Here is a 23,435-nt window from a genome sequence, read left to right as displayed (position 1 = left end):
CGTTATCGCCTTCCCCGATTCTTGAAAATTCGATAATCGTGAGGGAGTGATCACGAACAGCTATGCCACCGGATGCGACATGGACACCAAGACCGACCGCCTGATCCGCACATTGCGCCTGCGCCACCTGGAGCTTCTCGCCGTGCTTTCCGAAGCCCGCACCATGCGCGGCGCGGCCACGCGGCTGCACCTGAGCCAGCCCGCGATCAGCAAGATGCTCGGCGAGATCGAAGGCTGCTTCGGCGCGCGGCTGTTCGAGCGCAGCCACCAGGGCATTCATGCGAATGCGCTGGGCGCGAGCGCGGCCTTCAGGGCGCGCGCGGTGCTCAACGAGCTGGCCCGCGCGACCGAGGACGTCGACGCGATGCAAAGCGGGATTACCGCGGTGCTGCGCGTGGGCGCACCCTCGGTGACCGCGGCCGTTCCGGCGGCCATCGTCGAGCTGCGGCGGCGCATGCCCGGCGCCGCCGTGCAGCTGCGCGAGGGCCGCGTGCATGAACTCATCCACCGCCTGCTCGACGGCGAGCTCGACTGCGTCTTCGGCGCCATCACGCCCGAGCTCGTCGCCAGCGACCTGATTCCGATGCTCGAGCCCGTGGTGCTGCTGGAAGACGAACTCTGCGTGCTCGCCTCCTGCGCGAACGAGGGCGTGGCCGGCCGCCGGCTGCGCTGGACCGACCTGCAGGCCGGCCCCTGGGTGCTGCCGCCGAAGGAAACCCTCGTGCGGCAGGCCTTCATGACCGCCTTTCTCAACAGCGGCGCGACGCCGCCCGTGCCCGTCATCGAGGCGCTCTCGTCGGTGACGATCGGCACCGTGCTTCGCAAGGACCCGTCGCTGCTGTGCGCGGTGCGCCTGGAGCACGCTGCGGACGAGGTCGCCCGCGGCGGCGTTCAACGGCTGAAGGTCCTGCCGAAGATGGTCCTGCCGTCATTCGGCCTGTTCTTCCGGCGCGACGGGATGGAGAGGCCGCCGGTCCTGGGGGCGTTCGCCGAGGCCATCCGGCGTGTCAGCGGTTCCCTGAAGAAAACGGGCGCGAGGCCGTAGCCCGCCACCGCGCTTGCGGCCTCAGCCGGGCTCGTCCTGCGGCCGTGGCTGCGCCATGCCCAGGCTCCACAGCCGCAGCGCCATGTGGATCTCCAGCGCCCGGCTGGCGCTGCCCCAGTGGCCCAGCAGCTCCTCGACGCTGGCCAGACGCTGGCGCACCGTGTTCACATGGATCCCCATGCGCACGGCCGTCGTCTTGGCGTTCTGGTTGCAGTCGAAGTAGGCCAGCAGCGTCGCCGTGAGCTCCGAGCCGCGCTTGCGGTCGTGGGACGTCAGCGCGCCGATGGTGGCGTCCAGGAAGGCATGGAGGCTGCCTTCGTCGTGCGTCTCGAACAGCACCGAGTACAGCGCCATCTCGTTCTGCCCGACGATGCACCCGCGCATGCCCAGGCGGCCCAGCACCGGCAGCGCGCGCCGCAGCGCCGCATACACGGCGGGCATCTCGGCCGCCGAGCGCACCGGCCGCGAGAGCACGCCGCGGTAGGCGTCGCCGAGCTCGCGGCGCGCGAAAGCAGAGAGCGCCTCCACAGCGTCCTGCGCCCTGGTGGCGGCGCATGCGATGACCAGCGCCCCGTCGATCTCGTCCGTCACGTGGTCCCAGGCGGGCGCGCCCGCGCGCAGGCGCCGCGACCAGAAGCCGGGCCGGGGCTGCGCCATTTCCACCACCGTCAGGGAGAGCGGTTGCGACAGGTCCAGGCCGAAGCGCTCCGCGCGGTCGCGCGTCAATGCGGGCTCGTCCTGGCGCGGCGAGACCAGCGTGCGCAGCAGTGCCGACACCTCGCGGCTCTTGCCCGCCTCCACGCGTTCCTGCGACAGCAGCACGATGCCGATGACGCTCGAGCTGCGCTCGAAGGTGCGCAGGCTCACATCGCGCAGCTCCTCGCGCCTGAACAGCAGCACGGCGCCCAGCACCTCGCTGCCGCCGAGCACCGCGATCACGCGGCACAGCTCGCCCTGCGTGGAATACGCCACGACGGAACGCCCCGCCTGCCGGCTCTCGCGCAGTGCCCGCGCCAGTGCCGCGCTGTGCGCGTCATGGGGCGCGTAGGCGTCGGCGGCGGTGCCCGCATAGCCGGGGGCGCGTCCACGGCCGATGACCTCGCACGCCTCGTCGAGCACCAGCACGCTGCCGTCGAGCAACTGCGCGACCGATTGGCACAGCGCGCCGAGCGAAGCGCCCTTGGCCAGCAGCGACGTGAGCTGCTCGTGCGCCTCGGCCGCGCCCTGCACGTCGCGCACGTGCCGCTCCAGTTCGCCGCGGGCCAGGTCGGCATGTTCGAGCGCCGCCGCGGCCTCCGCGAACGCCTTGGCGTTGTTGATGGCCACGGCCGCATGGGTGGCGAGCGTGCACAGGATCGACACATTGATGGCGGTGTGCGTGCGGTGGTAGCGGTCGGCCACGAACAGCAGCCCGATCACGTTGTCGTCGCACATCAGCGGCGCGCCGACGAGCGCAGCCACGCCTTCGGCGCGGAAGGTGTCGTCCAGCACCGGGTCGTGCGCGAAGCGGTTGTCGTGCAGGTAGTCGGGCGTGAAGAACGGCAGGCGGGTGGACATCACGATGCCCGCGACGCCCAGGTTGCGGGCCGCGGTCATCTTGCCCGTGCGCTCGGAGATGGCGCCATCGGCCACGACCACCTGGAACTCGCCGCTGGCGGCGTCGTAGATGGTCAGCCAGCACAGGTGCGAGCCCATGAGGTGGCGCGCGCGCCCGACGATCGCCTTGAGCAGCCCGTTCAGGTCGAGGCGGCTCGACAGGTCCTGCGCGGATTCGATCACGGCGAGCATGCCGCGCTCGCGCTGCTCGTGCACCTCGAGCCGGTTGCGCAGCGCCATGGCCATGCGCACCAGCTCGACCAGGCCCGGCTTGCGCTGCACCGCATCGGGCAGCGCCTCGACGCCGGCAAGCCGCGCCGCGAATTCCTCGGCCGGCGCGTTGCGGTGCAGCAGGCCCAGCAGCTCGGCGGCGATCTCGTCGGCATGGACGCTGGCATCGGCCGGCGACCCCGGCGCGCGGGCTCGTTCGGGAGACAGTAAGGACATAGGGCCGCGAAGGCTAGCAGAACGCTGCCGCCATGCCCATGGGTTGCAGCCCTGCCCCTGCGGGCTGTGAGGACGCGCGTTACCACGCGATCACATCGGCGCAGCCGCATCGATGTGCGCGGCGCACATAGTGCCGCGCAGCGCCGTTGCGGACACTGCGTGCAGCAAGCGGGAAGGCCGCGACACACACCACAGGAACACATGAGCATCATCGATTCACTGCGCCCGCCACCCGGCCTGCGCGTGCTGGTCAGCGCGGGGGCGGCGGGCATCGGCGCGGCGGTGGCCCTGGCATTCCGCGAGACGGGCGCGCGCGTGCATGTGTGCGACATCGACCGCTCCGCGCTCGAACGCCTCGCGCGCGAAGCGCCCGAACTCACCTACAGCACGGCCGACGCCTCGGTTCCCGAGGACGTGGAGCGCGTCTTCGACGACGTGCAGGGCGCGCTCGGCGGCCTCGACGTGCTGGTCAACAACGTGGGCATCGCCGGCCCCACCGGCGCGATCGAGGACCTGAAGCGCGCCGACTGGGAGCGCACCGTCTCGGTCAACCTGAACAGCCAGTTCTACTTCGCCCAGCGCGCGGTGCCGCTGCTCAGGCGCTCCACCATGGGCCCGAACCTCATCGCCATGAGCTCGGTCGCCGGCCGTCTCGGCTACGCCTACCGCACGCCCTACGCATCCACCAAGTGGGCCATCGTCGGGCTCATGAAGTCGCTGGCCATCGAGCTCGGCCCGCAGGGCGTGCGGGTCAACGCGATCCTTCCGGGCACCGTCGAGGGGGAGCGCATGAACGGCGTGATCGGTGCGCGCGCGGCCACCGCCGGCGTGTCGGTGGAGGCCATGCGCGCGGAGTACCTGCGCAAGATTTCGCTGCGCCGCATGGTCACCGTGGAGGACGTCGCCGCCATGGCGCTGTTCCTGAGCTCGCCCGCCGCGCGCAACCTGAGCGGCCAGGCCATCAGCGTCGACGGGAACATGGAATACCTCTGAGCCCCCTGCGCCGCACGCGCAACGGGCACCCTATTTTTTTCAAGAAGCATGGAGACATCAATGCACACACTCGCCACCTTTCCCTCCGCCCTGGCCTGCACGCTGGGCCTGCTGTGCTTCGGCGCGTCGGCCGCGCCCGTGAAGATCGGCGTGCTCGAGACGCTGTCGGGCCCGCAGGCCTCGTCGGGGCAGGCCTACCGCACGGCCGTGCGCTTCGCGGTGGACCAGATCAACGCGGCCGGCGGCTGGAACGGCGAGCCGGTGCAGCTGCTGGAGTACGACAACCAGGGCGGTCCCGCGGGCGCCGCCGACAAGCTCAAGGCGGCCGCGGCCGACGGCGTGCAGCTGATCGTGCAGGGCGCGTCCTCGGCCATCGGCGGGCAGATCACGGAGGACGTGCGCAAGCACAACCTGCGCAACCCCGGCAAGGAGATCATCTACATCAACGTGGGGGCCGAGGCGCTGGAACTCACGGGCGAGAAGTGCAACTTCCACCACTTCCGCTTCAGCGGCGACGCGCAGATCCGCACCAAGGCGCTGGTCAGCGCGATGAAGCAGGCCAACGCGCTGGGCACGCGGGTGTACGCGATCAACCAGAACTATTCGTGGGGCCAGGACATGGAGCGTGCCATCTCCGACAACGCCGCCGCCGGCGGCTACCAGGTGGTGGAGAAGACGCTGCACGACGTCAACAAGGTGCAGGATTTCGCGCCCTACGTGGCGAAGATCAGCGCATCGAAGGCCGACTCGGTGCTCACCGGCAACTGGTCCAACGACCTGCTGCTGCTGATGAAGGCGTCGAAGTCCGCCGGGCTGAAGGTGCGCTTCGGCACCGTGTTCCTCGACCAGCCCGGCAACCTCGCCAACGCGGGCGACCTGGCGGTGGGCCACTTCGTGGCGCACACCTTCAACGCGGAGGCCGGCGGCGCCGAGGGCGAGCGCTTCGTGAACGAGTACAAGGCCAAGACCGGGCACGCGCCGGCCTTCATCGAGCCGCAGACGGTGTTCGGCATGGCCATGGTGGCCGACGCGCTCAAGCGCACCAGGCCCGAGGGCGGCGTGCTGAACGTGAACGCGCTGGCCAGGGCCATCGAGACCGCGAAGATCAAAACGCCCATGGGCGAGATGAGCATGCGCGCGGCCGACCACCAGGTGCAGATGCCCATCGTGGTGTCGACGGTGGCCAAGGACGCGCGCTACAAGGCGGACGACACCGACATGGGCTTCAAGCCGGTCAAGCGCTTCTCGGCCGAGGAAGCCTCGACGCCGGCGCAGTCGAGCTGCGCGATGAAGCGCCCCGCCTGAGCACGGCCGTTCGCGCCAATTGCATCCACCACACCGGCGGGGCCATGACGCCCCCGCCGGCGCAGCCTCGGCTGCCACCAGGAGAAAACCCATGGACCAGCTCATCGTCTCGCTCATGAACGGCATCGTCTACGGACTGCTGCTGTTCATGGTGTCCGCCGGACTGACGCTCATCTTCGGCATGATGGGCGTGCTGAACTTCGCGCACGCCTCGTTCTACATGCTCGGGGCGTATTTCGCCTACTCGCTGCAGGGCGTCATCGGCTTCTGGCCCGCGGTGATCGCCTCGCCGCTGCTGGTCGGCGTGATCGGCGTGGTGGTCGAGCGCTTCTTCCTGCGCCGGGTGCACCACCACGGCCACGCCCATGAGCTGCTGCTGACCTTCGGGTTGTCCTTCATCATCGCGGAGTCGATCAAGCTGTTCTTCGGCAACTTCCCGGTCGACTACCGCATCCCGGCCGCGCTCGACGTGCCGGCCTTCTCCCTCGGCGGTGCGCAGTACCCGGCCTACCGGCTGGTGATGGGCGGCATCGCGATCGCCATGTTCGTCGCGATCTACCTGCTGCTCACGCGCACGCGGGTGGGCATCGTGGTGCGCTCGGCCATCTACAAGCCGCGCATGGCGGAGGCGCTCGGGCACAACGTGCCGCTGGTGTTCATGGGGGTGTTCGGTGTGGGCGCGGCGCTCGCGGGCCTGGCCGGTGCGGTGGCCGGCGCGTTCTACACCACCAACCCCAACATGGCGCTCGAGCTCGGGGTGATGGTGTTCGTGGTGGTCGTCGTCGGCGGGCTGGGCTCGCTCGGCGGGGCCATGCTGGCGTCGCTGCTGATCGGCGTCATCACCTCGCTGGCCGTGGGCATCGACCGCAGCCTGGCGGACCTGCTCGCGCTGTTCGGCGCCGGCGACTGGGCGCGCGGCGTGGGCGGGCTGCTGACGCTGAAGGTGTCGAGCCTGTCGGCCACCATCCCGTTCGCGCTGATGCTGCTGATCCTGCTGGTGCGCCCGGGCGGGCTCATGGGCGAGAAGGGCTGAGCCGATGAGACCCGCCATCGTCTCCCTGCGCGCACTCGCGCTCGCGGCCACCGGCGCCGCGCTGCTGGCCGCCCTGCCCTTCCTGCTGACGCAGGGTTTGCTCAATGCGGCGATCCAGATTCTCATCGCCGCGCTGTTCGCCAGCGCCTACAACCTGCTGTGCGGCCAGGCCGGCATGCTGTCGTTCGGCCACGCGGCCTACTTCGGCGTCGGCGCCTTCGGCACCGTGCACGCCATGAACGCCGTGGGCGGCGCGGGGCTGCTGCCCACGCCGCTGCTGCCGCTGGCCGGCGCGGCGTGCGGGCTGGTCTTCGGCGCCGTCGCGGGGTGGTTCGCCACGCAGCGCAGCGGCACCTACTTCGCGATGATCACGCTGGCCATCGCGGAACTGGTGCATTCGCTGGCGCCGCACCTCAAGGGCCTGTTCGGCGGCGAAGCGGGCGTGTCGACCATGCGCATGCCCGCATGGGGCCTGGACTTCGGCTCGACCCTGCAGGTGTACTACCTCACGCTGGCCTGGGTCCTGGTGTCGATGGGGCTGCTGTACCTGTACACGCGCACGCCGCTGGGCCGCCTCACCTTCGGGCTGCGCGAGAACAGCCACCGGCTGCGCTTCCTCGGCTACAACGTGCACGGCCTCGGCATGCTGGTGTTCGCGCTGTCGGCCATGTTCGCGGGCGTCGCCGGCAGCCTGCAGGTGGTGTCCAACGAATCCGCGAACTACGTCGTGTTCGACCCGGCCCTGTCGGCCGCCGTGGTGCTCAACACCTACATCGGGGGCGTCAAGGTGTTCCTCGGCCCCGCGCTGGGCGCGGCGCTGATGACCTTCTTCGGCTATGCGGTGTCCGATCTCACGCAGTCCTGGCTGCTGTACCAGGGCATCTTTTTCGTGCTGGTGATGATGTTCATGCCCTCGGGGCTCGCGGGGCTGGGGGGCACCACCGCGCGCCTGCGCCAGCGCTTCGGCCTCGCGCGGATCGTGCCGCTGGTGGCACTGTCGGTCGGCGCGGCGGTGCTGCTGAGCCTGGGCGGCACCTTCGCCATCGAGATGCTGCAGCGCGTGTTCTCGCAGGACTATCGCGCAATGGCCCGCCTGCAGCCCGCCGGCGCCTGGCCGCCGCTTCAGTTTCTGGGCCGCGCGTGGCTGCCCGCCGCGTTCGCGACCTGGGCTGTGCCGGCGGCGCTGCTGGCGTCGGGCGCGTGGCTGGCGCACCTCGCCCGGCAGCGGCTGCGCGCGCTGGCCGATGCTGAAAGCGCCTCGGCGGCAGGCGCGAACGCTCACCCCTCCACCCGCCTGGCCGCACACCCGGAGGGCACCGCATGAACGACGCGATCCTCAGCATCCGCGGTTTGCGCAAGTCCTTCGGCCCCACGGAAATCATGCGCGGCGTGGACTTGGAGCTGCGCGGCGCCGAACGGCACGCGCTGATCGGGCCCAACGGCGCGGGCAAGTCCACGCTCTTCCACCTGATCTCGGGCCACCTGGCGCCGTCGGCCGGGGAGATCCGCTTCGAGGGACAGCAGATCGCCGGGCGCACGCCGCAGGCCATCAACCGGCTCGGGCTGGCGCGCTCGTTCCAGATCACCAACATCTTCCCGAAGCTCACGGTGTTCGAGAACATCCGCCTGGCGGTGATGCGCCTGCACGGGCTGCAGTACAACTTCTGGACATTCATCGACCGCGACCGCGGCATCCGCGAGCAGACCGAGCGCCTGCTGGAGCTGGTGCGGCTGCAGTCGCGCGCCGCCACCGTCGCGGGCGAGATGGCGTACTCCGAGCAGCGCTCGCTCGAGATCGCGATGACGCTGGCCTCCGACCCGAAGGTGATCCTGCTGGACGAGCCGATGGCGGGCATGTCCACCGAGGAGACCCACTACACCGCGCAGCTGATCCGCGAGGTGACGCAGGGCCGCGCGCTGATGATCGTGGAGCACGACATGGACGTGGTGTTCTCGCTGAGCGACCGCATCAGCGTGCTGGTGTACGGCGAGGTGATCGCCACCGGCACGCCCGAGGAGATCCGTGGCAATGCGGCCGTCAAGGAAGCGTACCTCGGCGAGGAGGTGGCGCCATGACGACGGCAACGGCAACCACCCGCGCCACGCCACCCGGCGACGCGCTGCTGCAGGTCAGCGGGCTGCACGTGCACTACGGCAAGAGCCATGTGCTGCACGGCGTCGACCTGCGGGTGGCGCGCAACGAGGTGATCAGCCTGCTCGGGCGCAACGGCTCCGGCCGCTCCACCACCATGAAGGCCGTGATGGGGCTGGTGCCGCCCTCGGCGGGCCGCGTCGTGCTGGCGGGGCGCGAGCTGGCCGGCGCACGGCCGTACGCGGTGTGCCGCGCCGGCATCGGCTACGTACCCGAAGAACGCGAGGTGTTCGCCAACCTCACGGTCGACGAGAACCTGCGCATGGGCGAGCAGCGCGCGGCGCCCGGCGCGCACCGCTGGCGCATCGAGGACATGTTCGACTACTTTCCCCGGCTCAAGGAGCGGCGCAACACCAAGGCCGGCAGCATGTCGGGCGGCGAGCAGCAGATGCTCACGATGTGCCGCTCGCTGCTGGGCAACCCGCGCGTGATGCTCATCGACGAGCCCACCGAAGGGCTCGCGCCGAAGATCGTGGCGCAGGTGGGCGAATGCATCGTCGACATGCACCGCAAGGGCCTGTCGGTGGTGCTGGTGGAGCAGAAGCTCGCCATCGCGCTGAAGGTGTCGACGCGCGTGTGCGTGATGGGCCACGGCCGCATCGTGTTCGAGGGCACGCCGCAGGCACTGATGGCCGACCAGAAGCTCGTGTCCGAATGGCTGGCGGTCTGAAGCCGGCCGCCCTTTTTTCCCATCACCCACCTCTTCCATCCATCGACGGCATACGCCATGAAAAGCATTCCAGACAAGGTCATCATCTCCTGCGCGGTCACGGGCTCGGTGCACACACCGACGATGTCCGAGCACCTGGCGCTCACGCCCGCGCAGATCGCCGAGCAGTCGATCGAGGCCGCCGAGGCCGGCGCCGCCATCCTGCACCTGCACGCGCGCGACCCCGGGGACGGACGGCCGTCGGCCGACCCCGCGGTGTTCGACCAGTTCGTGCCGCGCATCAAGGCGGCCACCGACGCGGTGATCAACATCACCACCGGCGGCAGCACGCGCATGACGCTCGAGGAACGCCTGGCCTACCCGCTGCGCGCCAAGCCCGAGATGTGCTCGCTGAACATGGGCTCCATGAACTTCTCGATCCATCCGGCCGCGCGGCGCGTGGCCGAGTGGAAGCACGACTGGGAGAAGCCCTACGTCGAGGGCATGGAAGACCTGATCTTTCGCAACACCTTCCGCGACATCAAGCACATCCTGAACGTGCTGGGCGAGGGCTGCGGCACGCGCTTCGAGTTCGAGTGCTACGACGTGGGCCACCTCTACAACCTGGCGCACTTCGTCGACGAGGGCCTGGTGAAGGGGCCGCTGTTCATCCAGAGCATCTACGGCATCCTCGGCGGCCTGGGCCCCGACCCCGAGAACCTCGTGACCATGCGCACCACCGCCGACCGCCTGTTCGGCCGCGACGGCTACCGGTTCTCGATCCTGGGCGCGGGCCGCCACCAGATGCCGCTGCTGACCATGGGCGCGGTGATAGGCGGCAACGTGCGCGTGGGGCTGGAAGACAGCCTCTACCTGGCCAGGGGCCAGCTCGCGAAGTCGTGCGCCGAACAGGTGCGAAAGATCCGCCGCATCCTCGAGGAGCTGTCGCTGGAGATCGCCACGCCCGACGAGGCCCGCGCCATGCTCGGCCTCAAGGGCAAGGACGCCGTGGCGTTCTGACCAGAACCAGGTTCCCTTTTCTTTTCAAGGAGTCGCAATGCAGAAGTTGTTGGAAGGCCGCGTGGCCATCGTCACAGGGGCCGGCAGCGGCCTGGGCAGGGCCCATGCGCTGGAGCTCGCCCGGCACGGCGCGCGCGTGGTCGTCAACGATGTGGCGGGCAGCCACGCCGGCTCGCCGGGCGCCCTCGTGGCCGAGGAGATCGCGCGCGCCGGCGGCGTCGCGATGGCGGACGGCGGCGACGTCACCGACTTCCCTGCCATGGAAGCCATGGTGGCACGCGCGATCGGCGAGTGGGGCCGCGTCGACATCCTCGTGAACAACGCGGGCGTCCTGCGCGACCGGACGTTCGCGAAGATGTCGCTCGATGACTTCCGCCGCGTCATGGACGTGCACCTGATGGGCGCCGTGCACTGCGTGAAGGCCGTGTGGGCGCACATGCGCGCGCAGGGCTACGGCCGCATCGTGATGACCACGTCGTCGTCCGGCCTGTACGGCAACTTCGGCCAGGCCAACTACAGCGCCGCCAAGATGGCGCTGGTCGGGCTCATGCAGACGCTGGCACTGGAGGGCATGCGGCAGAACATCCGCGTGAACTGCCTGGCGCCGACCGCGGCGACGGCCATGACCGCGGACGTGCTGCCTCCCGAGGCGCTGGCCCGGCTGCAGCCGGCATACGTGAGCCCCGGGCTGGTCGCGCTGGTGGGCGAGGACGCGCCCACGCGCGCGATCCTGCTGGCCGGCGCGGGCAGCTTCGAGAGTGCGCACATCACCATGACGCAGGGCGTGTTCATCGATGGCTCGAGCGACACGGCCTCGCAGGTGTGCGCGCGCATGGAGGAGATCCGCGACCGGCACGCCGAACGCGTCCCGGCCACCGGCTTCGAGCAATACCAGCTGGAGCTGGCCAAGGCCGGCTTCGAGGTGCCCCTGCCCCACTGACCCTGGCAACCGAGGGTTTACGCGGCGTCCTGCCCGCACACAGGACGCGGCGCGGCAGTGTCAGGCCCGCACATTGGTTTCGGCGGCCCACGGCGAGAGACTTCGTCCGGCACCCGTGGAGGGGCTGGCGCGGCCCTCGCGACGGCGGCGCGCTTTCAAACGAACGACATCGGAGACCTATGACATCCAGCCATCGAGACATCGTCCTGGGCGCGGCGGCCTGCCTGGCCGCGAGCGCCATCCTGGCGGGCTGCGGCGGAGGCGGAGGGGGCGGCGGTTTCCCGCTGCTCGTTCCGCCCGCCGCAGGGCAACCCACTGCTCCGCCCGCACCGCCCGCCCCGCCCGCGGCCCCGCCGCCAGCCGCAGGACTCGCCTGCGAGCAGCTCCAGGGCCTGGCCATTCCCGCATCGGCCATCGGCCTGCCGTCCTCGGGTGCGACGGTGACCAGCGCCAAGACCGTGGCACCGGGCGGCACGGGCGCCGCCGCGCTGCCCGAATACTGCGAGGTCGCGGGCAAGATCGCACCGGTCGATCCGACCGCGCCCAACATCCAGTTCGCCGTTGCGCTGCCGACATCATGGAACCGGAAGGTCGTCATGCTCGGCGGCGGCGGCTTCAACGGCACCGTTCCCAACGTGAAGGGCAACGTGCCCAACGGGCCCGTCGACAAACTCACGCCGCTCGGGCGCGGCTACGCCACCTTCGCGAGCGACTCGGGTCACCAGGCCAACGCGCTCGGCTCGCAGGACGGCCTGTTCGGGCTCAGCGACGAGGCGGTGCGCAACTTCGGCGGCGACGCGCTCAAGAAGACGCACGACGCCGCGCTCGCGGTGATCAAGGCGCGGTTCGCCGCGGCACCGGTGAAGTCGTACTTCGCGGGCGGCTCCACCGGCGGACGCGAGGCGCTCACCGCCATCCAGCGCTGGCCCGCCGACTGGGACGGCGCCATCGCGTGGTACCCCGCGTGGAACGACGCGGCGGCGCTGCTGGGCGGCCACCGCATGAGCCGCGCGCTGGCGCAGCCCGGCGCATACCCCAACACCGCCAAGCGCGCGCTGCTGTACGACGCGGCCATGGAAGCGTGCGACGCCCTCGACGGCGCGAGCGACGGGCTCATCAGCAACCAGACGCTGTGCAACGCGCGCTTCGATCCGTCCACCGCCACGCTGCGCGGCGCGCCGGTGCGGTGCGCCGGTGGCGCCGACACCGGCGACACCTGCCTGTCGGACGCGCAGATCGCCGCGATGAAGACCATCAACACGCCGACGAACTTCCGCTTCGCGCTGGCCAGCGGCGAGACGCAGTACCCCGGCTACAACATCTGGGGCGCCGACCCCGGCATCGCCACGCGCACCTCGCCGCTGGAGCCGGTGGTGACCTTCCTGGCGTTCGGCACGTCGCAACCCGCGCGCCCCATGCCGGCGAGCGCGCCGTACGTGAGCGTGCTGACCGACCAGTGGATCAGGTATTCCGTGACGCGCGACGCCGGCTTCGACTCGCTCTCGCTCGACCCCGAAGACCCGGGCCCGTGGGCCAGCCGCATCAGCGCGCTGAGCACCCAGCTGGACGCGAGCACCGACATCTCGGCATTCAAGGCGCGCGGCGGCAAGCTGCTGCTGGCACATGGCCTGGCGGACGTGCTGGTGAGCACGCGCGCCACCGAGCAGTACTACCAGCGGCTGCAGTCGCGGATGGGTCCTTCGGAAGTGGACACCTTCGTGCGCTACTACGAAGTCGCCGGCCTCGGGCATGCGGTGAGCAGCACCTTCAACGCCGCCTGGGATTCGCTGAGCGCGCTGGAGGCATGGTCCGAAGCGGGGACGGCGCCGGCCGGCCAGGTGGTGACCGACACGGCCGGGGTGCCGGGGCGCACCCGGCCGCTGTGCGACTACCCGCGCTGGGCGCAATACCGCGGCAGCGGCAACGTGAACCTCGCGGCGTCCTTCCAGTGCGTGAACTGAGACGCGCCGAGGCCCGGATGCTGCCGCCGGTGCATGCACAACACAAGACAAGACAAACGGAGACTTCACCATGATCAGCCACCTGCGCGCCGGCATCGCCGGCGCCATCCTTGCCCTGCTGCAGCTGAGTGCCTGCGGCGGCGGTGGAAACCAAGGGCCGGTGTTCACGCCCGTCGCGGCACCCGCACCGAACTCCCCGGCTGCACCGCCCGCCAGCGGACCGCCCCCGGAGGCCCCCTCTGCCCTGCAGCGCGCCACGGTCTACGGCCAGGTGCTGGGCAGCGACGATTCCGCCAGCAACGGCACCTACAGCTGGAAGGGCGTGCCCTTCGCCAAGCCGCCGGTCGGCGCGCTGCGCTGGAAGGCACCGGTCGACCCCGAGCCCTGGACCGCCGTCAAGGCGACGCAGAAGCTGGGCAACGCCTGCGTCCAGACCGGCCGCCTCTACGGCCCGGGCCAGAACAACCAGTACGACGCGACCATCGGCACCTCGTACGGCAAGACCACGGGCGCCGAGGACTGCCTGTACCTCAACATCTGGGCGCCTTCGACGGCGGCCGCGACCGACAAGCTGCCCGTCATCGTCTTCGTCCACGGGGGCAGCAACATCACCGGCTACACCGGCGACCCGGTCTACGACGGCGCCGCGCTCGCGAAGGCCGCCCATGCGGTCGTCGTCACGGTGAACTACCGGCTGGGCATCATGGGCTTCCTGGCCTCGCCCCAGCTCAAGGCCGGCGTCGATGCGAACGACGATTCCGGCAACTACGCGATCCTGGACCTGATCAAGGCGATGCAGTTCGTCAACGCCAACATCGCAGCCTTCGGCGGCGACCCGGGCAATGTCACGCTCATGGGCCAGTCGGCCGGCGCCGTCAACATCTATGCGCTGATGGTCTCGCCGCTGGTGGTCAAGGCCAAGCCGGCACTGTTCCATCGCCTCGTGCCGCTGAGCGGGGGGGTGGCGACGGCCACCACCCAGCCGAGCCAGGTCAATGCGCTGCTGGCCGCCCTGCTGGTGGCCGACGGCACGGTGGCGGACGACACCGCCGCGGGTGCCTACATTGCCGGGCGCAGCAATGCGGAGCTGGCGGCCTACCTGCGTTCGAAGAGCGCGGACACCCTGCTGCAGACCGTGCTCAAGAAACTGGCGCCATTGGGCCTGTCGGCATCCAACCCGTTGAACGACGGGACCGTGGTCCCGGTCGATCCGATCGCGGCGATCAACGCGGGCGCCTTCCTGAAGGTGCCGGTGATGGCCGGCTACACGCGCGACGAGACCAAGCTTTTTCCGCAGAACCTGGCGATCTCGCCGGCGTTCGGCGGCATCAGCGGCCGGCTCCTGGACGACCCCACGGTCTTCTCGATGGCCTACAGCTACGACCCGGATGCGGCGCCCGCCACCACCCTCGAGCAATGGATCCCCGGCCAGTACCTGCCCGTCACGACGCCGGTGACCGGCTTCAACGCGAGGACCGACCTCTACAACCAGTACTTCTTCATCGCGCTGCGCAAGCAGATCTTTCCGGTGCTGCAGGCGCAGAACGTGCCGCTGTGGTGGTACCAGTTCAACTGGGACAAGGCGCCGGCACCGTTCAACGACATCTTCGGCGCCGCGCACACGTTCGACCTGCCGTTCGTGTTCGGCAACTTCGGCCCGTCGCTCTATGCGAGGTTCGCGAACTCGAAGGCGAACGCGCCGGGCCGCCTGGAACTCTCGGACGCGATGATGAAGAGCCTCGCGGCGTTCGCGCGCACCGGCGACCCCAACAACGCGGCACTGGGGGTCCGCTGGTCCGCCTACCCGTCGATGCTGAACTTCGACGCGTCGCTTTCGGCCAAGGCGATCACGGTGCAGCCGTAGCGCCTGGCTGTAGATTCCAGGCGGCGAATATCTGGCACCACCGTGCGACTTGTCGGCTAGCGCCGACAGCCGCCGCGCACGGCGATATGCGCGCGAAGCCGAGGCATCCTCATGCCCCGGTGCAGGCCGTCAGTTCAGCGGCAACCGCAGGTAGGTGCCGCGCAGCGCCTCCTGGCTCACGCCGGGCTTGCTCCAGTCGCACACGCCGCTCGGGAAGATTGTCTGCAGCCGCGCAAGATCGGCGCCGGCGATCGTCACTGAGTAGTCGGCGGGGTTGACCGGCTTGAGCTGGCACTTGAGCACGTCGTTCACCAGCGGCGAGCCGGCCTGGATGCGCGGCGTGGTGAAGCGCGGGTACACGACGTTGCAGCTGGCCGCCGCATCGAGCGACGCGGGCTCGTCGATGCGCTTGCCGGTCTTGTCCCAGCAGGCATCGTTGGCGCCGGCGGGCTTGTTGCGCACCACCTTGTCGATCGAGGCGGGCGACGGGTCGGCCGCCATGTTGTCCAGCCACTTGTTCAGGAGATCGATCGAGCCGCTCATGTAGTCGTAGCCCGAGGTGGAGCCGAGCGTCCAGATGATCTGGTTGTCGCTGCGGCCGTTGGCGCGTTGCAGCCGGGCTCTGATGATCAGGTCCTGCGTCGTGTCGTGGATGTCGCCCACGGCATCGGCGTTGCCGCGCTGCGTGATGATCGGGATGTTCGCAAGGCCCGCGCCCCTGAAGCCGTTCTTGAAGCCGCCGGCGTAGCTGAGCCTGAGCGCATCCGGATCGGCTTCGGAGCGCGCGGGCTGCGGGTTGCCGTCGCCGTCGTAGCCGCCCACCCGCTCGTTCAGGTCGAGGAACTCCTTCACCGAGATCGTGCCGGCATTGAGCGCCCCCAGGCCGTACTGCACGCCGATGTTGTCCAGCGGCCGTCGCGCCTCCTGCGTGCCGGGCCGCTTGCCCAGCAGATTCACGTTGGTCTGGAACAGGTCGCAGCGGATGCCGCCCGGGTTGGTCGCGCGGTTGAAGACGTTCGCCACGTTGGCCGGCTCGATGAGCCCGCAGCCCGCCGCGTTGTCCGACTTGATGATGCTCGCGAACGACAGGTCCCACGCGGTGCAGGTGTTGGTGTTGAAGCCGTTCACCGCATTCTGCTTGGCCGTCGTCCAGGTGGCGGTGTCGAGCTTGTAGACGTTGTTCAGGAGGCGGCACTCCATCACCTCGGGCATCAGCGTCTCGGGGAAGGAGACGATCGGTTGGATGCCGTCCAGGAGCCCCGGGTAGAGCTGCGCGATCAGGTACTGCTGGATCGCACCGCCCGAGCCGCCGAAGCCGGCCGTCCACTTCGGCACTTCGCCGAATTCCTCGATCACGTGCTCCTTCAGCATCATCAGCGTCTCGCCCTGCAGGTGCGGATTGGCGTGCTGGTTGTTCCAGAGTTCGGTCGAGTTCATGAAGGCGAAGCCGCGCGAGAGCTGGATGTGGCCGACGTCGCCGAGGATCGACTCGATCGGGTGCACGCCCTGGTTGTACTGCGCCGAACCGCAGCAGTCGAAGTAGGCCACGAGCTTCCTGTTCCAGCCCGGGCCGGGCTTCCATGCGGCGGGCGAATCCTTGGTCGGGTTGTCGAGCACCGCGAGCCGGTACACGCCGCGGTTGATGGTGCCCGACTCCACGCGCACGATGTAGGGCACCGTGGTGCCGTCGTTCGTGGTGGTCGTAGCAAGATCGGCCGGGCGCGTTCCCTTGGGGTCTGCGAGCGGCTTGAAGACGTTGGCGTTGGTGCGGTAGTACCAGACCACCTGCGTCGCGGCCGAGCAGTCGGCATCGAGCGCGGCACCCAGGCCGTTCTGCACCGTGCGGCATTCGTAGGGCGAAATGTGCGGGCCCGACAGGATCGGGCCGGTGATCGGATAGTTGACCAGCCGGGCCTCGGTGCGCTGCGCCGCAACATCGGCATTGCTCACCACCAGCGTGTTGACGCTGCCGGTGGCGCTGGCCTTGTCGGTGGTGAGGCCGGTGACAAGTCCGCGCAGCACGCGGGCGGTGCTGTTGACGACGGGCACCTGGGCGGTCACGTCCTTGCCGTTGAGGCTCACGCGCACCTTGTCGAGCGCGACGCCCACGGGCGCGGTGATTTCGATCAGCGTGTCGCCTCCGCTGATCATGTCGGGTGCGGAAGAGAGCGTCCTGATCTGGAACGCGGCCGGCGTCTGCACGACGGGCGGGGGACTGGCGCCCGGAATGAACGAGAACCCCGAACCGTCCGACCCTCCGCCGCAACCCGCGGCGAGCAGTGCGCCGGCCATCGCGAGCCCGGCTGCGGCGGCCTGCGGCCGGATCCGGGGCCACGGAAAAACCCGCTTGCGCGGACGGCGAGGTGTAGCGAGCATGGAAGTCTCCTTCTGTTGTGTGTTCTGGAAGATTAAGGATGGACGTTCCACGCTGCGGTCGTCGCGACGACACATGAGGCGCCAATCGCTAGAGGTAATCCCTGATTCCGTCCGGGCCCCGGCCGCGCCTCAGCTGGAAGACATGGTGCGGCGCTCGAGGTGGGCGGCAGGTCTCGCGCCCGCGGATGTGGAGCACGTGCTGGGCAGCATGCAGGAGAGGCAGTTCGCGCGCGGCGCCTGCATTGCGCGGGCGGGGCAACAGGTCGAGCACTGGATGGGGCTCGTCGATGGCTTCGCCAAGATGTCGGTGGCCTCACAGGAGGGGCGGATATCGACGCTCACCGGCGTCTCGGCCGGTGTGTGGTTCGGCGAAGGATCGCTCTTCAAGCACGAGGCGCGCCGCTACGACGTGTTCGCGCTGCGGCCCACGCGGGTCGCGCTGATGCCGCGCCGCACCTTCGAATGGCTGCGCGGCACCAGCGTGCCGTTCAACCATTACCTGCAGGAGCTGTTGAACGCGCGGCTGAGCCTGTTCATCGGCGCGCTCGCGCACGAGCGGCTGCTGGACACCGACGCGCGCGTCGCGAACTGCCTGGCGAGCCTGTTCAACCCTGATCTCTATCCGGACGCGCCACGCTTCCTGGAAGTCGGGCAGGTCGAGATCGGGCTGCTGGCAAACGTATCAAGGCAGCGCGTGAACGTGGCACTGCGGCGCTTTCAGGCGCTTGGACTCATCCGCCTCGAAAAGCGCGGACTGACCGTGCTCGACCTGGGCGGCTTGCGCGGTTACCAGCAAGGCGCCGTGCCGCTGAGCCTGGGAGGGTGAAGGCGGCGATCGCCATTGGGTGGAATTTCCATGCTGTTCCAAATGAAAGGGGAATGTCCTACCATGCGCCTTTGAACGCCAAGGAGACATCGTCTTGCTGGCCCGACTGATCTATCGCAGCATGTCCAGGGGACCATCGGCGGGCGACGTCGAAAGCATCCTGCGCGCCTCGCGCCGCAACAACCGGGAGATCGGCATCACCGGCGCACTGTGCCACTTCCAGCGCAACTACATGCAATACCTCGAAGGCGACGAGGCCGCCATCGAATGCGTGATGGCCAACATCGCAGAGGACCCGCGGCATGCGAACCTGACCGTGCTGGAGTACCGGTTCATCGCGGCGCGCGCGTTCCCGCGGTGGTCGATGGCGCTGCTGGTGTGGGACGAGCAGGTTCGAGAAGTCCTCGGCCCTCTGGCGGACATGGGGCTGAACGGTATCCAACCCTCGGAAGCAGCGCCAGTCTTTCGTGCGCTCACGAGAACGCCGCAATGGGTGAGCCTGCACTAGGTGCACCGGCTAAGGAAGGTTCTCCCGAAAAATCACCTGGCTGCGCGTCGTTTCCACGCCGCTGAGCGCCTCGCGCTTGTCGCGCAGGTTGGTGAAGATGCGCACGCAGCTCATCAGCGTGGTGTGCGGGCTCTGCGTGATCACCGCGTCCATGCTGCCGTCGATCAGCAAGGCGCGCGTGTCGGGCGTCAGGCCGTGGCCGATGAAGACCACCTTCTGCTCGCGCCCCGCTTCCTTCAGGGCGCGCGCCACACCGTCGGACGCTCCGCCGATGTTGTAGATGCCGCCCATGTCCGGGTGCTGCTCCAGCAGCGCGCGCGTCTGGCGGTAGTTCTTGTCCGCGTCGTCCTGCCCTTCGCGCAGGCCCACCACTTCGAGCCGCGGAAACATCTCGTCGATGACATGCAGGAAGCCCGCCTCGCGTTCCTCGTGCGCCTTGTAGCTCAGGCTGCCTGCGATGAGCGCGACCTTGGCCGCGCGCGTGCCGATGAACCGGCCGATGAGGTAGCCCGCCGTACGCCCCGCGGCCCGGTTGTCAAGCCCCACGAACGCGGCGCGCTCCGAGTTCGACAGGTCCGAGATCAGCGTCACCACCGGCAGCCCGCGTGCGGCGAGCGAAGCCACCGCCTCGCGCACCGCCGGATGCTCGAGCGCCATCATCGCGATGCCGTCGCAGCGCTGGCCGTGCCGGTGCAGCGCGTTCGCCAGCTCATGCGGATTGAAGCTCTCGATGAACACCGTGCGGCACTGCACGTTGAACGGCGCCCAGTGCTCCTGCGCGTAGCCCACCATGTCGCCCAGCATGCGAATGAACCGGTTGGTGCCCGCCGGCAGCAAGAACACCAGCCGCAGCGGAGGCGGCGTCAGCGCCGCATACAGCGCCGGCCCGGGCAGGTAGTCGAGCTCGCCCGCGGCCTTGAGCACGCGCTGCACCGTGGCATCGCGCACGCCCGGGCGCCGGTTGAGCACGCGGTCGACGGTGGCGGTCGACACCTGCGCCGCGCGGGCGATGTCCACCACGCGGGCGCGGCGGGCTTCCAGAGGTGAAGCAGACGAGTCGGGAAGCGGTGAAGGGTTATCCCTCATACATCAAAAACCATCAGAGCCAAGTTTGACCGGGATCATGCATCCTTTTATCTTCCCTCTGGCCTGAATTCAATGATGCATCAGATTGCATCAACCGAAGTCCGCAAGAACTGGACGATCACGGAGACAAAATCATGACCTCGCTGACCCGCAGGCGCGCCCTGCGCACCCTTTCCGCCCTCCCCGCCGCCGGCATCGTCACGGCGCTGCCGCGCATCGCACGCGCCGCCGAGTTCTCGTACAAGTACGGCAACAACCTGCCGCTGACGCATCCGCTGAACATCCGCGCGCAGGAGGCGGCCGAGCGCATCGCCAAGGAGACCAAGGGCCGCGTCGAGATCAAGATCTTCCCCAACAACCAGCTCGGCGGCGACACCGACATGCTGGCGCAGGTGCGCTCGGGCGGCATCGAGTTCTTCACGCCCTCGGCGCTGGTCATCGCCACGCTGGTGCCGGTGGCGGCCATCAATGCCGTGGGCTTTGCCTTCAACGACTACGCCCAGGTGTGGGCCGCGATGGACGGCAAGCTCGGCGCACATGTGCGCGGCGCCATCGCCAAGTCGCGCCTCTATGCCTTCGAGAAAATGTGGGACAACGGCTTTCGCCAGACCACCAGCAGCAAGGCCGCGGTAGCCACCGCCAAGGACATGGACGGCCTGAAGATCCGCGTGCCAGTGAGCCCGCTGTCGATCTCGATGTTCAAGGGCCTGGGCGCCGCGCCGGCCAGCCTGCAGTTCAGCGAGGTCTACTCGGCGCTGCAGACGAAGATCGTCGATGCGCAGGAGAACCCGCTGCCCATCATCCAGGTCGCCAAGCTGTTCGAGGTGCAGAAGTTCTGCTCGCTCACCAACCACATCTGGGACGGCTACTGGTTCATCGCCAACGGCCGCGCCTGGGAAGCACTGCCCGACGACCTGAAGACCATCGTCGCCCGCGCCATCAACGATGCCGGCATGCAGCAGCGCGACGACATCCGCAAGCTCAACGAATCGGTGGTCGGCGACCTGCAGGCCAAGGGCCTGAGCATCAACCGTCCCGCCGCCGAGAGCTTTCGCGCGAAGCTGCGCGAGTCGGGCTTCTACGGCGAATGGAAAGGCCGCTTCGGCCCCGAGGCCTGGGCGCTGCTCGAGGGCGCGGTCGGCAAGCTGGCCTGACCACCCATGGTGCATGAATCGACTTTCGAGGCGGCCGCCTTTGCCGGCGCCTCGGCCAACCCGCTGAGCGGCATGGCGTCGCGCATCGACCGCGTGCTCGGCGCGGCGGTCGAGGCCGTGGCCGCGCTGCTGGTGCTCGCCGAGATCTGCGTGCTGTTCGCCGGCGTGGTGTCGCGCTACCTGTTCCACGCGCCGCTGGTGTGGTCCGACGAGCTCGCGTCCATCCTCTTCCTGTGGCTGTCCATGCTCGGCGCCGTGGTGGCGCTGCGCCGCGGCGAGCACATGCGCATGACCGCGCTGGTGCAGAAGGTGCGCCCGCAGACGCGCGCCATCCTCGATGCCTTCGCGATCGCGGCCTCGGTCGCGTTCCTCGTCCTGATCATCTGGCCGTCGATCGACTACGCCCACGAAGAGTCGTTCATCGTCACGCCGGCGCTGGAGGTCAGCAACGCGTGGCGCGCCGCGGCCATTCCGGCGGGCATCGGCATCATGCTGGCGATGGCACTGCTGCGCCTGCTGCGCGTGTGCACCGGCCGGCAGATCGCGCTCGCGCTCGTCGGCACGGCCGCGCTGGTGGGCGCCTTCTGGCTTGCCGCACCGGTGTTCGCCGGCCTCGGCAAGTTCAACCTCGTGATCTTCTTCGTGGTCATCGTGGCGGCCACGGTGCTCTCCGGCGTGCCCATCGCGTTCTCTTTCGCGCTGGCGACCTTCGGCTACCTGGCGCTCACCACGCGCACGCCGCTGCTGGTGATGGTGGGCCGCCTCGACGAGGGCATGTCGCACCTGATCCTGCTGGCGGTGCCGCTGTTCATCTTCCTGGGCGCGCTCATCGAGATGACCGGCATGGCGCGCGCCATGATCCAGTTCCTCGCCAGCCTGCTGGGCCATGTGCGCGGCGGCCTCTCGTACGTGCTGATCGGCGCGATGTACCTGGTGTCGGGCATCTCGGGCTCCAAGATCGCCGACATGGCCGCCATCGCGCCCGTGCTCTTCCCCGAGATGACCAAGCGCGGCGCCAAGCCCGGCGACCTGGTGGCGCTGCTGTCGGCCACCGGCGCGCAGACCGAGACCATTCCGCCGTCGATCGTGCTGATCACCATCGGCTCGGTCACCGGCATCTCGATCGCGGCGCTGTTCACGGGCGGCCTGCTGCCGGCCGTGGTGCTGGGCGCCGCGCTGTGCGCGGTGGTGTGGTGGCGCTACCGCCGCGAAGACCTCAGCGGCGTGCAGCGCTACAGCAAGCGCGAGATCGGCAAGCTGCTGCTGGTGGCGCTGCCGGCCGTGCTGCTGCCCTTCGTGATCCGCGCCGCCGTGGTCGAGGGCGTGGCCACGGCCACCGAAGTGTCGACCATCGGCATCGTCTACGCGGCCATCGTGGGCCTGGTGGTGTACCGTCAGTTCGACTGGAAGCGGCTCAAGCCGATGCTCGTCGACACGGCCTCGCTCTCGGGCGCGATCATCTTCATCGTCGGCTGCGCCACGGCCATGGCCTGGGGCCTCACGCAGTCGGGTTTCTCGCAGGACCTGGCGCGGGTCATGGGCACGCTGCCCGGCGGGGCCTACGGCTTTCTGGCCGTGTCGATCGTCGCCTTCATCGTGCTGGGCAGCGTGCTCGAGGGCATTCCGGCCATCGTGCTGTTCGGCCCGCTGCTGTTTCCCATCGCCAAGGCGGCTGGCGTGCACGAGGTGCACTACGCCATGGTCGTCATCTTCTCCATGGGCATCGGCCTGTTCGCGCCGCCCTTCGGCGTGGGCTACTACGGCGCGTGCGCTGTGAGCAAGGTCAACCCCGACGAAGGCATCCGCTACATCTGGGGCTACATCGGCGCGATGCTGGTCGGCCTGGCGATCGTGGCCGTGGTCCCGTGGTTTTCGACCGGCTTCCTGAAATTCTGATGCACACCACAACAACACACTCACATCCACGGAGCCAAACGCAATGAGTCGATTCCTCGGCGAGATCCGCCAACTGGGCTATGTCGTGCACGACATCGAAGCCGCCATGGACTACTGGAGCACGAAGCTGGGCGTGGGCCCCTGGTTCTACAACCCCCGCGTGCCCATCAGGAACTACCGCTACAACGGCGAGGCGCACGAGCCGCACAACTCGGTGGCGCTCGCCAACTCGGGCTACGTGCAGGTGGAGCTCATCCAGACGCGCAACGACGTGCCATCGATGTACCGCGACTTCCTGCGGGCCGGCCGCACGGGACTGCAGCACGTGGCCTACTGGACCGCCGACTACGACGCCGACCTCGCGCGCCTCACGGCGCAGGGTTTCAAGCCCGTGATGAGCGGGGAAGTGGGCGAGCGCGGACGCTTCATCTACTTCGACACTGAATACCACCCGGGCACCGTCATCGAGCTGTCGGAAGTCGCGGGCCCCAAGGGCAAGATGTTCGAGCTGATCCGCAACGCGTCGCAGGGCTGGGACGGCAGCGAGCCGGTGCGGCCCTTTCCCGACCTGAGCAAGCTGTGAG

Annotated in this window: 19 protein-coding genes; 16 read left to right on the top strand and 3 right to left on the bottom strand. The window is 69.1% G+C overall.

Translation table 11 applies throughout. The features are described 5' to 3' along the window. The first annotated feature begins 79 nt into the window (after window positions 1-79). Window positions 80-1,045 (top strand): LysR family transcriptional regulator, encoded by a 966-nt coding sequence (locus tag QRN67_RS29795; RefSeq protein WP_106938486.1) that lies wholly within the window; start codon window positions 80-82, stop codon window positions 1,043-1,045. A gap of 21 nt (window positions 1,046-1,066) precedes the next feature. On the opposite strand, the gene QRN67_RS29790 is transcribed toward QRN67_RS29795, so the two are convergent. Then, entirely contained in the window at window positions 1,067-3,088 is a 2,022-nt protein-coding gene (locus QRN67_RS29790; protein WP_285414761.1) for a helix-turn-helix domain-containing protein, read from the bottom strand. 201 nt (window positions 3,089-3,289) lie between these two features. On the opposite strand from QRN67_RS29790, the gene QRN67_RS29785 reads away from it, so the two are divergent. From QRN67_RS29785 to QRN67_RS29740, 10 genes are all read left to right on the top strand, one after another. Continuing rightward, window positions 3,290-4,081: an SDR family oxidoreductase gene (locus QRN67_RS29785; RefSeq protein WP_081270320.1), complete on the top strand. Its 792-nt coding sequence runs from the start codon at window positions 3,290-3,292 to the stop codon at window positions 4,079-4,081. Between the two features lie 60 nt (window positions 4,082-4,141). Beyond that, window positions 4,142-5,386, top strand: coding sequence for a branched-chain amino acid ABC transporter substrate-binding protein (locus QRN67_RS29780; protein ID WP_106937813.1), 1,245 nt, complete (start codon window positions 4,142-4,144; stop codon window positions 5,384-5,386). Between the two features lie 91 nt (window positions 5,387-5,477). Then, window positions 5,478-6,419 carry a branched-chain amino acid ABC transporter permease gene (locus QRN67_RS29775; protein ID WP_081270322.1) on the top strand — a complete coding sequence of 314 codons (942 nt, stop codon included), beginning with the start codon at window positions 5,478-5,480 and terminating at the stop codon, window positions 6,417-6,419. Window positions 6,420-6,423: 4 nt separating this feature from the next. Beyond that, window positions 6,424-7,743 (top strand): branched-chain amino acid ABC transporter permease, encoded by a 1,320-nt coding sequence (locus QRN67_RS29770; protein ID WP_285414760.1) that lies wholly within the window; start codon window positions 6,424-6,426, stop codon window positions 7,741-7,743. Then, window positions 7,740-8,495 (top strand): ABC transporter ATP-binding protein, encoded by a 756-nt coding sequence (locus QRN67_RS29765; protein WP_285414759.1) that lies wholly within the window; start codon window positions 7,740-7,742, stop codon window positions 8,493-8,495. The genes QRN67_RS29770 and QRN67_RS29765 overlap by 4 nt, the downstream gene beginning before the upstream one ends. Further along, complete coding sequence (locus QRN67_RS29760; protein ID WP_285414758.1) at window positions 8,492-9,241, top strand: ABC transporter ATP-binding protein; 750 nt, start codon at window positions 8,492-8,494, stop codon at window positions 9,239-9,241. Before QRN67_RS29765 ends, QRN67_RS29760 begins: the two co-directional genes overlap by 4 nt. Before the next feature lie 57 nt (window positions 9,242-9,298). Next, window positions 9,299-10,240, top strand: a complete 942-nt coding sequence (kce, locus tag QRN67_RS29755; protein ID WP_285414757.1) for a 3,5-dioxohexanoate:acetyl-CoA acetone transferase — start codon at window positions 9,299-9,301, stop codon at window positions 10,238-10,240. A 37-nt stretch (window positions 10,241-10,277) separates the two neighbouring features. Beyond that, complete coding sequence (locus QRN67_RS29750) at window positions 10,278-11,180, top strand: SDR family NAD(P)-dependent oxidoreductase (RefSeq protein WP_106937817.1); 903 nt, start codon at window positions 10,278-10,280, stop codon at window positions 11,178-11,180. 179 nt (window positions 11,181-11,359) lie between these two features. Beyond that, entirely contained in the window at window positions 11,360-13,141 is a 1,782-nt protein-coding gene (locus QRN67_RS29745) for a tannase/feruloyl esterase family alpha/beta hydrolase (protein ID WP_285414756.1), read from the top strand. A 70-nt stretch (window positions 13,142-13,211) separates the two neighbouring features. Further along, on the top strand, window positions 13,212-15,005 hold the full coding sequence (locus QRN67_RS29740; protein ID WP_285414755.1) for a carboxylesterase/lipase family protein: 1,794 nt from the start codon (window positions 13,212-13,214) through the stop codon (window positions 15,003-15,005). Window positions 15,006-15,134: 129 nt separating this feature from the next. On the opposite strand, the gene QRN67_RS29735 is transcribed toward QRN67_RS29740, so the two are convergent. Then, entirely contained in the window at window positions 15,135-17,381 is a 2,247-nt protein-coding gene (locus QRN67_RS29735) for a DUF6351 family protein (protein ID WP_285414754.1), read from the bottom strand. A gap of 196 nt (window positions 17,382-17,577) precedes the next feature. Here QRN67_RS29735 and QRN67_RS29730 point away from each other — a divergent pair, with 196 nt between their 5' ends. Together QRN67_RS29730 and QRN67_RS29725 are read left to right on the top strand one after the other, a co-directional pair. Further along, complete coding sequence (locus QRN67_RS29730) at window positions 17,578-18,207, top strand: Crp/Fnr family transcriptional regulator (RefSeq protein WP_285414753.1); 630 nt, start codon at window positions 17,578-17,580, stop codon at window positions 18,205-18,207. A gap of 94 nt (window positions 18,208-18,301) precedes the next feature. Then, complete coding sequence (locus QRN67_RS29725; protein ID WP_285414752.1) at window positions 18,302-18,715, top strand: BLUF domain-containing protein; 414 nt, start codon at window positions 18,302-18,304, stop codon at window positions 18,713-18,715. 9 nt (window positions 18,716-18,724) lie between these two features. Here QRN67_RS29725 and QRN67_RS29720 read toward each other — a convergent pair whose 3' ends face one another. Then, on the bottom strand, window positions 18,725-19,801 hold the full coding sequence (locus QRN67_RS29720; protein ID WP_285414751.1) for a LacI family DNA-binding transcriptional regulator: 1,077 nt from the start codon (window positions 19,799-19,801) through the stop codon (window positions 18,725-18,727). Window positions 19,802-19,935: 134 nt separating this feature from the next. On the opposite strand from QRN67_RS29720, the gene QRN67_RS29715 reads away from it, so the two are divergent. Genes QRN67_RS29715 through QRN67_RS29705 form a run of 3 tightly spaced genes read left to right on the top strand, consistent with a single transcriptional unit; the run spans window position 19,936 to window position 23,434 of the window. After that, window positions 19,936-20,955, top strand: coding sequence for a TRAP transporter substrate-binding protein (locus tag QRN67_RS29715; protein ID WP_285414750.1), 1,020 nt, complete (start codon window positions 19,936-19,938; stop codon window positions 20,953-20,955). Between the two features lie 6 nt (window positions 20,956-20,961). Continuing rightward, window positions 20,962-22,851, top strand: a complete 1,890-nt coding sequence (locus tag QRN67_RS29710; RefSeq protein WP_285414749.1) for a TRAP transporter large permease — start codon at window positions 20,962-20,964, stop codon at window positions 22,849-22,851. 43 nt (window positions 22,852-22,894) lie between these two features. Next, the gene (locus tag QRN67_RS29705; RefSeq protein WP_285414748.1) at window positions 22,895-23,434 is read left to right on the top strand and encodes a VOC family protein; all 540 of its coding nucleotides are present in this window, start codon (window positions 22,895-22,897) and stop codon (window positions 23,432-23,434) included. Window position 23,435: the final 1 nt, after the last annotated feature.

Origin of the sequence: Variovorax sp. efr-133-TYG-130 (genome assembly GCF_030208835.1) — a bacterium.
In the GTDB taxonomy this organism is placed as follows: Bacteria; Pseudomonadota; Gammaproteobacteria; order Burkholderiales; family Burkholderiaceae_C; genus Variovorax.
This window is presented reverse-complemented; position numbering and strand designations above follow the sequence as displayed.

What these genes read in the sequence shown, in the direction of transcription:
- QRN67_RS29795 (WP_106938486.1), top strand. Translation starts at nt 80, where the DNA reads ATGGACACCAAGACCGACCGCCTGATCCGCACATTGCGCCTGCGCCAC.
- QRN67_RS29790 (WP_285414761.1), bottom strand. Translation starts at nt 3,088, where the DNA reads ATGTCCTTACTGTCTCCCGAACGAGCCCGCGCGCCGGGGTCGCCGGCC.
- QRN67_RS29785 (WP_081270320.1), top strand. Translation starts at nt 3,290, where the DNA reads ATGAGCATCATCGATTCACTGCGCCCGCCACCCGGCCTGCGCGTGCTG.
- QRN67_RS29780 (WP_106937813.1), top strand. Translation starts at nt 4,142, where the DNA reads ATGCACACACTCGCCACCTTTCCCTCCGCCCTGGCCTGCACGCTGGGC.
- QRN67_RS29775 (WP_081270322.1), top strand. Translation starts at nt 5,478, where the DNA reads ATGGACCAGCTCATCGTCTCGCTCATGAACGGCATCGTCTACGGACTG.
- QRN67_RS29770 (WP_285414760.1), top strand. Translation starts at nt 6,424, where the DNA reads ATGAGACCCGCCATCGTCTCCCTGCGCGCACTCGCGCTCGCGGCCACC.
- QRN67_RS29765 (WP_285414759.1), top strand. Translation starts at nt 7,740, where the DNA reads ATGAACGACGCGATCCTCAGCATCCGCGGTTTGCGCAAGTCCTTCGGC.
- QRN67_RS29760 (WP_285414758.1), top strand. Translation starts at nt 8,492, where the DNA reads ATGACGACGGCAACGGCAACCACCCGCGCCACGCCACCCGGCGACGCG.
- kce (WP_285414757.1), top strand. Translation starts at nt 9,299, where the DNA reads ATGAAAAGCATTCCAGACAAGGTCATCATCTCCTGCGCGGTCACGGGC.
- QRN67_RS29750 (WP_106937817.1), top strand. Translation starts at nt 10,278, where the DNA reads ATGCAGAAGTTGTTGGAAGGCCGCGTGGCCATCGTCACAGGGGCCGGC.
- QRN67_RS29745 (WP_285414756.1), top strand. Translation starts at nt 11,360, where the DNA reads ATGACATCCAGCCATCGAGACATCGTCCTGGGCGCGGCGGCCTGCCTG.
- QRN67_RS29740 (WP_285414755.1), top strand. Translation starts at nt 13,212, where the DNA reads ATGATCAGCCACCTGCGCGCCGGCATCGCCGGCGCCATCCTTGCCCTG.
- QRN67_RS29735 (WP_285414754.1), bottom strand. Translation starts at nt 17,381, where the DNA reads ATGCTCGCTACACCTCGCCGTCCGCGCAAGCGGGTTTTTCCGTGGCCC.
- QRN67_RS29720 (WP_285414751.1), bottom strand. Translation starts at nt 19,801, where the DNA reads ATGAGGGATAACCCTTCACCGCTTCCCGACTCGTCTGCTTCACCTCTG.
- QRN67_RS29715 (WP_285414750.1), top strand. Translation starts at nt 19,936, where the DNA reads ATGACCTCGCTGACCCGCAGGCGCGCCCTGCGCACCCTTTCCGCCCTC.
- QRN67_RS29710 (WP_285414749.1), top strand. Translation starts at nt 20,962, where the DNA reads ATGGTGCATGAATCGACTTTCGAGGCGGCCGCCTTTGCCGGCGCCTCG.
- QRN67_RS29705 (WP_285414748.1), top strand. Translation starts at nt 22,895, where the DNA reads ATGAGTCGATTCCTCGGCGAGATCCGCCAACTGGGCTATGTCGTGCAC.